At 67.5% G+C, this 14,281-nt stretch carries 9 protein-coding genes; 4 read left to right on the forward strand and 5 right to left on the reverse strand.

Features of this window, described 5'->3' with window-relative positions:
• Positions 1 to 158: 158 nt before the first annotated feature.
• A complete protein-coding gene (locus IT361_11775; protein MCC6318357.1) occupies positions 159 to 3,302 on the forward strand; it encodes an Ig-like domain-containing protein in 3,144 nt (1,047 codons plus the stop codon).
• A gap of 73 nt (positions 3,303 to 3,375) precedes the next feature.
• Positions 3,376 to 6,615, forward strand: a complete 3,240-nt coding sequence (locus IT361_11780; protein ID MCC6318358.1) for a PD40 domain-containing protein — start codon at positions 3,376 to 3,378, stop codon at positions 6,613 to 6,615.
• Between the two features lie 51 nt (positions 6,616 to 6,666).
• Here IT361_11780 and IT361_11785 read toward each other — a convergent pair whose 3' ends face one another.
• On the reverse strand, positions 6,667 to 7,575 hold the full coding sequence (locus tag IT361_11785; protein MCC6318359.1) for a serine hydrolase: 909 nt from the start codon (positions 7,573 to 7,575) through the stop codon (positions 6,667 to 6,669).
• A gap of 121 nt (positions 7,576 to 7,696) precedes the next feature.
• Between IT361_11785 and IT361_11790 the strand changes: the two genes are divergently transcribed.
• A complete protein-coding gene (locus IT361_11790; GenBank protein ID MCC6318360.1) occupies positions 7,697 to 8,176 on the forward strand; it encodes a hypothetical protein in 480 nt (159 codons plus the stop codon).
• A gap of 226 nt (positions 8,177 to 8,402) precedes the next feature.
• Entirely contained in the window at positions 8,403 to 9,899 is a 1,497-nt protein-coding gene (locus IT361_11795; protein ID MCC6318361.1) for a transglycosylase SLT domain-containing protein, read from the forward strand.
• Between the two features lie 63 nt (positions 9,900 to 9,962).
• On the opposite strand, the gene IT361_11800 is transcribed toward IT361_11795, so the two are convergent.
• The 4 genes from IT361_11800 to IT361_11815 form a co-directional block, all read right to left on the reverse strand.
• Entirely contained in the window at positions 9,963 to 10,658 is a 696-nt protein-coding gene (locus IT361_11800; protein MCC6318362.1) for a transglycosylase SLT domain-containing protein, read from the reverse strand.
• Positions 10,659 to 10,742: 84 nt separating this feature from the next.
• Positions 10,743 to 11,222, reverse strand: coding sequence for a cyclic pyranopterin monophosphate synthase MoaC (gene moaC / locus IT361_11805; protein MCC6318363.1), 480 nt, complete (start codon positions 11,220 to 11,222; stop codon positions 10,743 to 10,745).
• Between the two features lie 296 nt (positions 11,223 to 11,518).
• Positions 11,519 to 12,607: a hypothetical protein gene (locus IT361_11810; protein MCC6318364.1), complete on the reverse strand. Its 1,089-nt coding sequence runs from the start codon at positions 12,605 to 12,607 to the stop codon at positions 11,519 to 11,521.
• Positions 12,608 to 12,680: 73 nt separating this feature from the next.
• The gene (locus IT361_11815) at positions 12,681 to 14,237 is read right to left on the reverse strand and encodes an amidase (protein MCC6318365.1); all 1,557 of its coding nucleotides are present in this window, start codon (positions 14,235 to 14,237) and stop codon (positions 12,681 to 12,683) included.
• Positions 14,238 to 14,281: the final 44 nt, after the last annotated feature.

Raw genomic sequence — 14,281 nt, forward strand, 5'->3', positions numbered from 1 at the left:
CCGTCACCCTGGGGCAAAGGGCCGAGTCCGGCGGCGGGGGGAACCGAGCTCTGCCCGGGACGCGGCCCGGGCGAGGGGCATTCGGGCTTGTGGATTGGCCGGATTGCCGGGGCTTTGGCGCGTAGCCAGTGGCCCGTCAACGTCCACCGGAGCTGGTCATGCATCCGCGCGCCTCCCGTTCGCTTTGCCTCGCAACCTTCGTGCTCCTGGCCGCGTGCGGCGGTGGAGTCGAGGCCACGACTCCGCCGGTCCCGGTGGTCGCCTCGGTGACCGTCACCCTGGCCAGCGCCACGATCGCGATCGGGCAGACGACCGTGGCTACCGCGGCGGCGCGGGATGCACAGGGCGCCAGCGTGACGGGCCGCACTGCGGCGTGGTCCTCCGGGACGCCATCGGTCGCGAGCGTCGACGCGTCCGGAACCGTCACGGGGGTCGCGGCAGGGACGTCGGTGATCACCGCGACCATTGATGGCCGAACGGGTCAGGCGACGGTGACCGTCACGCCACCGCCCGTGGCGACCGTGACCGTAGCGCTGGCGGCACCGATGATCGCGATCGGACAGACGACGCAGGCAACGGCGGTGTTGCGTGACGCGGCCGGTGCCGCGCTGACGGGTCGCGTGGTTGCGTGGACGAGCGCGTCGCCGGCGGTGGCCACCGTGAATGGCTCCACGGGCCTGGTGACCGGTATCTCGGCGGGCAACGCGATCATCGTCGCGACGAGCGAGGGCCGGACGGGGCAAGCGACCGTGACCGTGCGGGAGCCCGTGGCTCTTGGGGCGGTCTCGTTGCAGCGGATGGACGGCCAACCGATCGATCCATCCAACGTCGCCGGTCGAATCAAGCACTCCGTCGATCCAGTGCTACCTGCCGGGTTTCGAGGTGTCATCGAGGTGAAGGTGCGCGGGCGCGTGATGCGCACCGACTCGGTCTTTGGTGCGGCCACATCGGGCCGAACCCTCGCGCGCACAGGCGATATCGATCGTGAACTCGACACGGCGTCGCCGGTCACGGTGCTCACCGCGCGTGAGCTCACGTCGACCGTGCTGGCCAACGGCGCTACGGACATCGAGACGACGCTCCGCGGCCTCCCCGCGGGGGGCCCGCCGGTGTCGACGACGGTCCGCACGGCGATCACGCTGCGCAATGACGATGCCGTTCGGCTCTTCGTACAGCCGGCGCGAACCACGGTGATCAACGGCACGCCGGTCTATTCGGGCAGCACGAACATGTACGTGCAGGATCTTGCGTACTCCGGCATCGCCATTGATCAGGTCGAGGTGATCGCCGTGGGAGCGCAGTCCACCTATGGGAGCCAGCCGATCGGCGGCGTGATCAACCTGATCACCAGGACCGCGGGCGACGTCGGGAAGGAGTTCACGGTGACGGTGCCAGGCGAATCGCCGCAGAACGGGATGCGTTTCGCGATTGGTCTCGTCAGTCGTGGGCCGCTGTCCTATCGGATCGGCGACATCCCCCGCACCAATGGCAACGCCGCCAGCATCGACGGCTCGCTCCTGGCGACGACGCTTCAGGAGTCGGCGACGATCACGTTGCCGCAGGGGATCTCCTACCAGTACATCCCGCCCCAGGATCTCGGGATCTTTCCGGCCGGATACACGCCAGTGGACGCATCCCCTCGTTGGAGCGACAATCAGGCGCCGGTCGCGAGTCCCACCGCGGTCGCTCCGTTGCAGCGGGCGCTCGTCGTCGGTCAGCGCGCATGGGGGTCGACGGGCAAGCTTGGTCTCTCCGGCAACTACTTCGGCAACGAATACTCGGCGGCGACCTTCGTGAGCCCTGGCGGATTCACCGACAACGTCGCCGGCGTGCCGTCGGCGCCCTCCTACACGTGGTACGCCTCGAAGGCTCGGAGCACCCTCTTTGCGCCGTCGAGTCGCGTCAGCGACTTCGGCGTCATCCCCCAAACGTTCAGCAGGGAGTGGTATCTCGGTGTATCGCTGAGCGATCGGGCGGGGAATGCCGGCTTCTATCCCGTGAAGACCAATGCGGCCAATCCATACACCACGGGCAACGTCATGACCCCGTCGGCACAATTGGGCCAGACCGACGGCCTGTTCGGGCGCATCACGTCGGCCGACAACGTGACAAACTCCGGCGTGCTCTCGGGCGCCGTGTTCTCGAACCCGGCAACGCTCGGCAACTGGAAGCTCTCCGTCAGTGTGACGGGCCTCAACTATGCGTCGAACATGATGACCGGACTGGTGTCCCGGTACGGCGCGCGGGCGGACTGTCTGTACGGATTCAGTGGATGCACGGTGCCCGAGGTACTCGGGAGCACGGCCAACGCGCAGGGCACGCAACTCGGCTTTGACCTGACCATGGCCGACCTGAACAACCGCTGGCGGGCCAACCTTGGCGGCACGGGCGAGGGCGTGGTCGAGGGCGCCTTTGTGCCGTACAACGCGGCGGGGATCGAAGGGATGAACGCGCACAGTTGGCAACGCCCGTTCATTTCCCTCTTCGACTTCACGTCTCCCACCTCGCAGGTTGCCGTGACGACCACCACGCCCGGGAACGTGAACGTGAAGCTCACGGGCGCAGACAACCTCGGGCTCGAGGGGTTCGAAGTGGGCGCGTACTGGAACTGGCCGAACCCGCGCAGCGGTCAGGACCTTCGCATTCCGTTCTACGTGGGTTCGGCCGGCGGGAACCTGGCGCAGGGCTTCGACACGAACATGCAGCTGGATATCGCGGGCGCGTATCCACGCATCGGGTCGTTCTTCGATCCGGTCAGCGGCGCCGTCACCGGACCGCATTTCGACATCAAGGGAGTGTACAGCCGCTGGCGCGACTGGTCGCATCGGTGGAGCTCCGTGTCGCAGGTGGCGTGGTCCAACACGGAGCCGATCCCGCCCATCGCGAGCGGTCTCCAGATCCGGCACTCCACCTCCACGCAGACCGTGTGTGGGGGGACGGTGTGCCAGGGCAACGTGCCGATGACGGCAACGTTCGTGCTCGAGGCGTTCACCCCGGTTCGTGTGATTCCGTTCCCCAAGGGCAAGGTGGTGCTGATCGGCCCTGGGGGTGACATCTCGTTTCTCGATGAAGACGAGGATCCGGACGAACTCCAGGTGACCGGCGGATGGAGGTACACCTACACATTCGGCGCGGACGGGGCGCAGCTCCGGCTGCCGGCGGGCAACTACCTGGCCAAGTACGTGATGCCGGACAAGGACGGCAAACGCGTGTTCTTCTCGGGGCAGTTCGGCGGGCTGAACATCGTGGCTCCCGCGCAGCCAAACCCATGGTTGACGCGCCCCATGCGTCCGCTGTTCTGACCCAAGCGGGCGCTTGCGCCTTCGCGTCGAGCAGGCGATGATGCGCCCCTGATCTCTGCCACGAGGATCCGGTATGTCGCGTCTCGTTGCCCTGCTGTCCGTCGTTGCCTCCACCGCGGTCAGTGTGCCGGGGGTGTGGGCCCAGGCGCCAGCGCCCATCAGGTTCGCACGCTTTCCACATGTCGCGAACGACGGCCGGCTGGCCTTCACGTACGCCGATGACATCTGGATCAGCGACGCAAACGGCGCCAACCCGCGTCGACTGACGGCCCATGTGGCCCGCGACATCGCGCCGCGCTTTTCGCCGGATGGCCAATGGATCGCCTTCACCAGCAACCGCAACGGCAACAACGACGTCTATGTGGTGGGCGCCGCCGGGGGCGAGCCGCGCCAGCTCACGTGGTTCTCCGGGGACGACCAGGCGCTCTATTTCGCGCCCGACGGTCAGTCGATCATCATGACGTCGACGCGCGGGCCGAACCCCTGGGGGTCTCCGCTCTATCGCCTTCCGCTCGACGGCACGATCCCGATGCCGTTAGGCATGGACATCGGGCGCAGCGGCATGATGAAGCAGGACGCGACCGCGGTGGCCTTCAACCGCGTGCTGCCGACGTATTGGCGGAAGGGATATCGCGGCAACAACAGCGGAGACATTGCCGTCCAGGACGTTCGCACCGGCGAGATCCGCGAGATCACGGACACGGACCTGCAGCAGTACAAGGGCCACGTGAACGACGTGCATCCGATGTGGGGCGCCGACGGCATGATCTACTTCGCGTCGGAGCGGGATGGCACGCTCAACATCTGGCGGACCTCGGCGGCCGGCGGTGCCGCGCAGCAGGTCACGCGTCACCGGAATGACGGCGTGCAGTTCCCGTCGATGTCGCCCGATGGCCGCCACCTGGTGTACGAGAACGAGTTCGAACTGTGGACGCTCGACGTGCCCGGTGGCACGCCACGCAAGGTGCCGATCACGCTCGCCTTCGATCCCAAGGAGAACGACGCCCAGGTCGTCACGAGCGACAGCCGCGCCGAGGGCTTCGCCGTGTCTCCGGACGCCGGCGCGCTGGCGGTCGACTATCACGGCGAGATCGTGATCGTCCCGGTCGAAGCGGGCGTCGGTGAGCGACTGCAGCTCTCCAACAGTCCGTGGCGTGAGCGATTCCAGGTCTACTCCCCTGATGGAAGAAGGCTCGCGTACGTGTCCGATGAGTCGGGCGAAGAAGAGGTGTGGGTCATCGAGGTGGCGACGATGCAGCGCCGCAAGCTGACCACCCACGAGTCGGTCAAGGCCGACCTGACCTGGGCGCCCAACTCGCAGAAGCTGGCCTACACGGCGTCCAACCGACTGTTCGAGGTGGACGTGTCGGGCGCCAGCGCGGCGCGTGAGGTGGCGTCCAACCCCGCGGGTGGCTTCGCCAACGTGCAGTACGCATCCGATGGATCGTGGATGATCTACGTCAGGCGCGATGACGACCAGAATGCCGAGGTGTTTGCGCTCGACGTCGCGGCGAAGCGGGAGTACAACCTGACGCAGAGCCCGTTCAACGAGACGAGTGCGCAGCTCTCGGCGGATGGTCGCACGATCGTGTTCACGTCGAACCGCGATGGCGGTACCACGCAGCTGTTCGCGGCTTCACTGGCCCGTCTCACCGAGGATCCCAACGACCCGCTGGTGCGCGAGCGCCTGCGTCGTGCGAGCGCGCGGCCAGACAGCGCACCGGGCGCTGGGGCGCTGAGGATCGACGCGGTCGGCATCGACCGCCGCGCCGTGCAGCTGACGCGCGGGACGAGCGCGGTGGGCGTGTTCTTCCTCTCGCGGGATGGACGCACGGTCTTCTTCAGTCAGGGCACGGGGGGCGGCCCCGGCGGTGGTGCGCCGGCCGCGGGAGACAATCCGGACGCGGGCCTGTATGCCGTGAACATCGATGGTCGTGAGCGACGCCGGATCGCGCAGGGCACGTTCACCGGCATGGTGCCTTCGATGGACCGGCGCACCGTGTTCTTCCGCAGCACTCCACGCGCCGGCGGAGACGACGGCGCTGCCGAGCCCGGGTTCGAGATCCACAAGCTGGTCGTGGCCGCGCCGCAGCGGACGGAGCGGGTGAACTTCACGTTTCCGGTGCGCGTCGACCGACGGGCGGAGTGGAATCAGCTGTTCGAAGAGTCGTGGCGCGTGATGAAGTACCGCTTCTATGACGAGAAGATGCACGGCTACGACTGGGATGCGATCCGCACGCGCTACCGGCCGCTGCTGGCGCACGTGGGCACGAACGAGGACCTCTACGACCTCACCAACGAGATGATCGGTGAGTTGAATGCCTCGCACACCGGCGTCAGCGGACCGCCGACGCGCCCGATGCCTGCGATCTACCGCACGCGCTTTCCGGGTTTCGAAGTCGAGCCAGCCAACGGCCGCTATCGCGTGACGCACATCTACAAGGACGGACCAGCAGATCGCGAATGGATCGACCTGTCCGTCGGTGACTACGTCCTGGCCATCGACGGTCAGGAGCTGAAGGCGGGCGACAACTACTGGAAGCTCCTCAGTACGACCGCAAACGATTACGTGCCGGTGCGCTACGCAAAGACGCCGGACGGCGCCGGTGCACGGACCGTGCGTGTCGCGACGGTGACGTCTCTGACTGACATCCGCTATGAAGAATGGGTCGCCAGGAACCGGGACGAGGTGACCAGGGCCACGAACGGCGACATCGCCTACGTACACATCCGCGCGATGAACCAGCCTTCGCTGGCGCGCTTCCGAAACGAGATCGACCAGTTCTCCAACGCCAAGGGGATCATCGTCGACATCCGCTTCAACGGTGGTGGCAACATCGATCAGGAGCTCATCGACATCCTCGAGCGTCGTCCCTACCAGTTCTGGAACAACCGGAGCGGTTCACGCGTGTGGGGTCGTCGCCCGCGTCAGGCGATCGCGGGCCCCAAGGTCATGCTCATCAATCACCGCTCCGGCTCGGACAGCGAAGTCACGCCGATGGGGTTCCGGCAGCTGGGGCTTGGGCGCATCGTCGGCAACCCGACCGCGGCCGCGGTGATCGCGACCGGCAGCTACGCCCTCATCAATGGCGGGGCAATTCGCACACCGGGCTCCCTGGTGATCACCTGGGATCCGTCGAAGCCGAACAACTATGGCGTCAATCTCGAGAACCTCGGCGTGCCGCCCGACGTGTGGGTGGAGAACTCACCCATGGACGAGGTGAAAAAGGTCGACCGGGAACTGCGCACGGCGATCGATGAGGCGCTCAGGATGCTGCGGGCCTCGCCGCCGCGGGTGTCGAGCGACCAGTGATGGATGGTGCGGGCGCCCGGGGCCGGGCGCCCGTGGCGGCGCCGGCGCAGCCTAACGCGCCAGCGCCTCCCACGACAGGCGCGCGATGTCCCGGATGAGCGCCCGCGCGATGGCCGGGTCAGGGATGTTCCGCGTCAGTACCACCAGCACAAAGGGCGGGCGTCCGTCGTCGGGAAAGACGAGCGCGGCATCGTGCAGGACTCCGGTGATGTTGCCGGTCTTGTGTGCGACGCGGGTGCCGGGCGGGAGGCCGGCGGGTATCTCCTCGTTGAAGGCCTGGTGCTCCAGGATCGCGAGCATCTCCCGCGTGTGCGGCGGCGATGCGGCGCGATCCAGCGCAATGGCTTCGAGCAGCGCGCCCAGGTCGCGCGCGGTCGTGGTGTTGTTCAGCCCCTGTGCGAACGCCTTGCCGTCTTCGACGCCACGCCGGACCATCATCGTGTGGGCGCCCAGGGCACGCGCCGTGGCCTGCGCGCGCGGGGCGCCGACCAGGGCGATCACGGCATTCGTCGCCAGGTTGCTCGAGTGCGTGATCATGCGGTCCACCAGCTCGAGCACGGGTACGTCCGAGCCGATCCGCCCGTACGTGGCGCTGTCGGAGTCCTCGCCGGCATCAAGCGTGTAGGGCGATCCGTCCACGATCGAGGCAAACCGATTCTCGAGCCGGAGCGTCGCCGAGCGCGCGATCCGACCGTCTTCGATCGCCCGGAACACCTCGATCATGACCGGGATCTTCATCGTGCTCGCGGCGTGAAAGACCGTGTCGGCGTGCCACGCGACGGTCGTGCCGCTGGCGAGATCCTTCAGGTACACGCCCACCTCGGCGCCGGGGACCTGGGCAACGCGCGCGGCGATGCGGTTCGGCAGCCGGTCGACCGCGGTCCCACACGCGGAAAGCAGGAGAAGGGCGCCACCAATGGCGGTGGCCCCCGGGCGAGGGATCGTATGGGATGACGGCATGCGGAGAATCTGACCCGGTGGCGACCACATGGCCAAAACCCGCGTTGCCTCAGGAGGGGGTCAGTCGTGTGGAAGGGGATGACCCTCCGCTGATCCGGGCCCCTTCGACGTCCCCGCTGGCATGGCCGACTTCCCAACTGACGAGCAGGAGAGCGCTGCCGAGGCCGCTCCCAGAGCCCCAGGCGGCATCGAAGAGCCGAGGCGCAGCCGGCTGCGGTTCACCAACCTGCAGTTCGAGCGGTCACCCGCCGCGCGCTGCTCCGCAGCGGTCGAGCTCGAGTGGCTGCCGGGAGAGTCCGTGGTCGGTCGTGCCGACGGCGTGGCATCCCCCCTCGGCGACCTGCGTGTGGTCGCCGATGCCACGTTGCGGGCCATCGAGGCGTTCTCCGGCCGATCGGTCTCGCTCGAACTCATCGGGGTCAAGACCATGCGCGCCTTCGACGCAAACATCGTGATGGTCAGCGTGCTTGCCAATACGCCGGAGGGCCAGCGTCGTCTGCTCGGTTGCCATCTCACCGACGACGACATGCTGCGCAGCGCCGTGGTCGCGACATTGCAGGCCACCAATCGCGTGCTGGGCAACGCCATCGCGACCCGGTAGGCGTCGCGGCCACACTCGTAAGGCACGGACCCGGGCGAATCGGGTTCCGAAACCCGGCACCCGCGCCCACATTGCGGGTAGACTAGGCGACTTGCTGGAGGAACTGCCTGTGAAGGCATTGCGCGCCGTCCGCCCCTCGTTCGTTCTGTGCCTGGCAGCCCTCGCGGCGTGCGGGACCGGTCGTGCACCAGCCGCTGGCCCTCCGGCGCCCCAGCCACGGTCCACCATGGGCCCCGTGGGGGGTGCACCTCCCGAGGTCATCGCGGCGGCTCCGGTGCCCGCCCTTCCGGCGCTTCCGCGGACGGATTCTCTCGATGCAGCCATCGACGCGGCGCTGCGCGAGATGGGACAGGCCCTCGGCCTCGCCGCAGTTCCAGCGTCTACGGCGGGCCCCGTGACCGTCGACTCGGCGAACGGCGAAACCGAGGTTACGTGGGATATCGACGTGACCTCGTACGCAACCCATGAGCGGGTCGCGAACTACGTCGCGCTGTTCACGGGCCCCGCAAAGGAGCGCATCCAGACCCGCCTGCAGCGGGGCAAGCAGTACGAGCGGATGATCCGGGAGAAGTTCCGCGCGCAGGGCATTCCCGAGGACATGTACTACCTCGGCCTCGTGGAGAGCGGTTACGACCCGCACGCGTACTCGCGCGCTGCGGCGGTTGGCATGTGGCAGTTCATGAGTTCAACGGCGAGGGGCGTTGGGCTCCGTGTGGATTGGTGGGTCGACGAGCGACGCGACCCGGTCAAGTCCACCGATGCGGCCGCGCGGTTCCTCAACATCCTGCACAACCAGTTCGGCTCCTACTATCTCGCCGCAGCGGCCTATAACGGCGGCCCCGGGCGTGTCTCGCGCGGCCTCGCGCGTTTTCAGGACGAACTCGAGGACGCGGAGGGCGACGATCGATTCTTTGCGCTCGCCGAGCAGTCGTACCTGCGCTCGGAGACCCGGAACTATGTCCCACAGCTCATTGCGGCCGCCCTGATCGGGAAGGAGCCATCGCGGTACGGCCTCGTGGTATCCGATTCAGTCGAGCCGTTCTTGTATGACAGTGTTCGCGTGGGCGAGTTGGTGTCGCTGGGCGCGGTGGCCCGCGCGGTCTCGATTGACCCGGCCCAGGTGCGCGACCTCAATCCCCACCTGTTACGCGGGGCCACCCCGCCACGGGCTGACGCCTGGGTCCGTGTCCCGAGCGGTCGCGCCGTGGGCTTCGACAGTGCGTTTCTCGCGATCCCCGATTCCGAGCGCGTCGGGATCAAGCGAGTGAGAGCGAAAAAGGGGCAGCAGACGCTCAAGAGCATTGCCGCGGCGCATGGCCTCGATACCCGGCGGCTGGCGTGGTACAACCCCGGCGTCTCGACCACCAAAAAGCTCCCGGTGGGGAAGGAATTGCTGGTTCCGTCGGGCGACGTGCTGCTCGCTGCGCGCGACGTTCCCGATCCGGACATCGAGCGATACGGAACGTCGGGGCGCAGCGGCGGTCGCGTCGTACACGTCGTTCGTCGCGGTGAGTCGCTCGGCCTGATCGCCCGCCGCTACCGCACGTCCGTGGCCTCATTGCAGCGCGTCAACGGGCTCAAGAAGACGATCGTGTACCCCGGACAGTCGATCATCGTGCGGGGTGGCAGCTCGGCGCGATCCCGTTCCGCGGCGGCACGGAAGCCCGCCGCTCGCACGGCGCCCGCGCGAAAGCCGGCAACCTCCGCCAACAAGGCACCCTAGAAAAGGACCGAGGGGATCCGGCGCTTGCCGAATCCCCTCGCACGCCCCGAAGCCGACGGCCCGCTAGTCCAGGACCCCGCGCCCGCGGTACCCCTTGAGCAGCACGCGGTCGTAGCCGTTGGAAGCATCGAGATCGAGCTCGCGAGCCGTGATTACCGCGGCCGGCCCGCGATTGTATGCCAGCAGCGCCATCTGGACGTCGCCGCGCTGCCACTTGATGAGGCTACGCAGGTACCTGAAGCCGATCCGAAGGTTGGTTTCCCGGTCGTAGAGCGACTCCTTCGTGAGCGACTTGTCGTACTCACGAGCCGTGGCCAGCATGAGTTGGGTCAGGCCGGTCGCGCCGACCGGAGAGGTTGCGCGCTCGTCAAAACCGCTCTCGAGCTTGACCAAGGGGAACGCCAGCTCAGGGTCGATGCCCTCGATGACGGCGGTGTCATAGATCGACGCCGAAAGGTCGGAGGCGATCCGGTACTCGCGGGCATAGCCAAAGATCCGGTTCCACCGCTCAAGGTGGGCCGTAGCCACCCGAAGCTCTCCGCGGGCGGCCTCCAGCTCGCGCTGCAGGCCCGTGAGCTCCGCCGAATCCCGGTTGACCGGCGTAAGTACTGGTGCAGCACCAGCTTCGCCCGGTGCCCAGGACTGCACCGCCGCCATCAATGTGATGCCAAGACCGACGAAGAGGAGGCCACCGCGAACCCTCCGCGCGCGACGCTCGACGTCTCCTCGGTGTACGTACGTTCCGCTCAGATCTTTCATCTATCACCTCGATCGCAGGGCGACCGCCGCGCACGCAGGGGCGTACGTCGAGCGGAAGCGCCGTGTGATGGTGCCAGGGAGAGCCTACCCCGTACGGACCCAGTCCCCGCTCTTGCCCCCCCGTTTTTCGATCAGGGAAATCTCTCCGATCTCCATACCCTTATCCACCCCTTTGGCCATGTCGTAAAGTGTGACCAAGCTCACACTTACGGCAACAATTGCCTCCATCTCGACCCCAGTCTGGGCCTCGGTCGAAGCGCTGGCCACCACGCGCACTCCGGGCAAGGACTGATCCAGTTCGAAGTCCAGCGTGACCGCGCTGAGGGGGAGCTGGTGGCAGAGGGGAACCAGATCCGCCGTTTTCTTGGCTGCCATGATGCCGGCGATTCGGGCCACGCCGAGCACGTCCCCCTTTGCCAGGGAGTTCCCGCGGATGGCATCGAGGGTTTCCCTCTTCATGCGGATGCAACCCGAGGCTCGCGCGGAGCGAGCGGTGACGGGCTTCCCTGAGACATCCACCATGCGGGCTTTGCCGCTGGGATCGACGTGTGAGAGTTCGGACATTGGCCGTTTCAGGTTCCGGATGGCGGGGCGCCGCCACGACGGAGGATACCCAGCGCGCCGCACTCGGAAGAACCCCTCGATGATTTCCCCATCGGACGTTTCGGCCGACCTCCCCCACGGGTACCTCACCAGGACCAGCTCTCGGCGGTCCGTCAATCGGGCATTTGGGCGCTGATCGCGCGCCGCGGGCATGGTCATCAGGGGTTCCCTCCACGAACGAGTCCACCGGTCTGCGGACAAGAGTACCGAACGGCGGGAGGCGTGTGCCCTGTGGCAAACCCCAGCAGGGGTGAACGTCAGCCCCGGCGGGCGGTGGCAAAGGTGTCGCTCAGCGTCGCCAGCAGGGAGGCCACAATGAGCTGCGGGTTCACGTTGTTGTAGGCGAGCTGCTTGGCGTCTTCGAGGGACTCGACCGCCATGGCAGCGCCGCGCGCACCAGCGTCGTCGGCGCGCTCGATGTCGCGCTTCATCCGAGCCCGCAGTTGGGTCTCGATGGCCTCGAGGAAATCCGCGAACACTCCACGGGCACCAGCCCGCCCCTGCGCCATGGCGAGCTTTGCGATTTGTTCCAGGTCCCCCGACGCCGCGACCTCGATGAAGCGACGCGCCGCATCGATGTGGAGAGAGGACGTCGAGGCGGCAAACAGCCGACCCGGCGCGCCGGCGGCCATGTCGGCTCGCTGGTCATCGTCACCCGGGAGGTTCTGCGCATCGAGGAACGCGCGGACCCGCGTATCGCCGAGGAACTGCCTCACGTCGTCGCGGGGGAGCGGTGCCACGCGAATGGCGGCGACGCGCGAGCGGACCGTGGGGAGCAATCCCCCTGGTGTGCTCGTGGTGAGGATGAGGAACGTGTTGGGGTAAGGCTCTTCCAGGAGTTTCAGAAACGCGTTCGCCGCCTGATCCGAGCCTTCCTGTGGCACCATGCGTTCGGCCTCGCCAACGATGACCACCTTGCGACGGGCCAGCGCGGGCGTGCGCCCGGCGTGTCGGAGCATCATGCGAACGGTCTGCACGAAGATGCCGTCCGAGCCCGAGGGCGCGGGGTACAGCCCGTGCTGCTCCATGCGCTCGACGGTGCCATCGATCAGGTCGTTGCGGATATCGTCGGGTGAGGCGTCGGAGTCCTTGAGGCGCGGCCGCGGGAAGATCCAGAGGAGGTCAGGGTGCGTGAGGTCGCCGGCCATGCGGCAGTGCCGGCATTCGCCGCAGGGCGCATCGCTGCGTTCGCACACGAGGGCGGTCGCGAGCCAGATGGCGAGTCGTTGCTTGCCAATGCCCGCGTCGCCGTGCAGCAGCAGGCTTTGCGGCAGCGTTCCCCGGCGCAGCGCATCGAGGAGGCGCGTGCGGAGCGCGGTGTGACCGTAGAGCGGGACGAGGGGCATGTGGCAGAACGGCGGGAATGTGGGACGGGAACGGGAATGAGGGGATGTTGGAGAAGCAATGGGCAGCGGTGAGCTATGGCGCCTCACCGACGAGTCGTGGTGGACGTCGGTGCCTGGTTGCCTGTTCGTAGGCGAATGCGAGGCGATACAGCGTCCCCTCGCTCCACGGGCGACCGAGCATCTGCAGCCCCGCCGGGAGTACGCGTCGGGTGTAGCCCATGGGAACGGTGATCGCCGGAAACCCGGTCGCCGGAGAAAAGACCTGTGAGTTGTCGCCGGCGGGTGTGTTGAGGTCGCCGATGAGCCGTGGCGGGTTGCTCCAGGTCGGGTAGATCAGCGCGTCAAAGTCACCCGCATCCATGGCGCGTGCGACTGCCGTTCGCAGCGCGGCCCGGTACGCCTCACGGGCGCGACACCCGGCGCTGGCCTCAGGAGCTTCGCTCACGTCGCGCGCCTGTTCGAGCCGGCGTTGAACGGAGGGATGAAAGCGGCCGGAGCGAAGCACCTCGTCGAGGGTTCGCACGGGTGGCGGTGTTCCCGGGACGCTCGCGAGGAACTGCTCGACGTCGTGCTTGAAGGGCGAACACGCGCCGGCCTGCAGCCGACGGATCGAGTCGAGGCCCGGAATGATGACGGTGTCGATCACCGTGGCGCCCCGGGTCCGGAGGTCGGCGACGGCGCGTGCAAACACGCGCACGACTTCGCTGTCGAGCGTCGGCGACTCGTACGCTGCGCGGAGCACGCCGAGTCGCGCGCCTCGCAGTCCGGAGTTTGTGAGCGAGTCCGCATACCGGGGAATCGGGCGCTCGCGGCTCGTCGCCGTGACCGGGTCCAGGGAGTCTGCGCCAACGACCACCTGGAACACCGCGACGTTGTCGGCCACGGTCCGCGTCATCGGGCCGGCGATGTCCTGCGAGAGGAAGAGCGGCACCACGCCGGCGCGGCTCGTGAGCCCCATGGTCGAGCGCATTCCCACGAGCGCCTGGTGCGCCGAGGGTCCGCGGATCGAGTTACCCGTGTCTGTGCCGAGGCCGACCGCGCCAAAGCTGCTGGCCACCGCAGCCGCGGTCCCGCCGCTGGACCCGGCGGTCACGCGATCGAGCGCGTAGGGATTCCGCGTGTAGCCCGGTAGCGCGGAGCTCACGGTCTCCACGGGCGAAAACGCCCACTCGGCCATGTTCGACTTGGCCAGGACGATCGCTCCGGCGGCGCGCAGTCGCTGCACCATCGTCGCATCGTGCGACGGTTGCCAATTGGCGAGTGCGAGGGAGCCTGCGCTGGTCGGCAGGTCCGCGGTCTCGAAGTTGTCCTTCACGATCACCGGGATGCAGTGCAGCGGCCCAACCAACCCCTGGCGGAGCCGACGACGATCGAGGGAGTCGGCCGTGGCGAGCGCTGCATCGTTCACCACCACGCTTGCGTTGATCGCGGGGCCCCGCTTGTCGAAGGCGGCGATTCGCTGCAGGTACGCCTGAACCAGCTGACGACAGCTCAACGCTCCTCGTCGCATCGCGGTGTGGATCTGCGCGATGGTGGCCTCTTCCACGCGAAAGGCCTGTGCCTCTGCCGAACGGGTCAGCGCCAGGAGCAGCAGCGGTAGCGCGAGACGGAAGTCAGGGGAGCGGGACATGTGGCACCGGGGCAGGGACAAAGAGCAAGCGGCAGCGAATGGTC

The organism is Gemmatimonadaceae bacterium (assembly GCA_020846935.1).
Taxonomy (GTDB): Bacteria; Gemmatimonadota; Gemmatimonadetes; order Gemmatimonadales; family Gemmatimonadaceae; genus RBC101.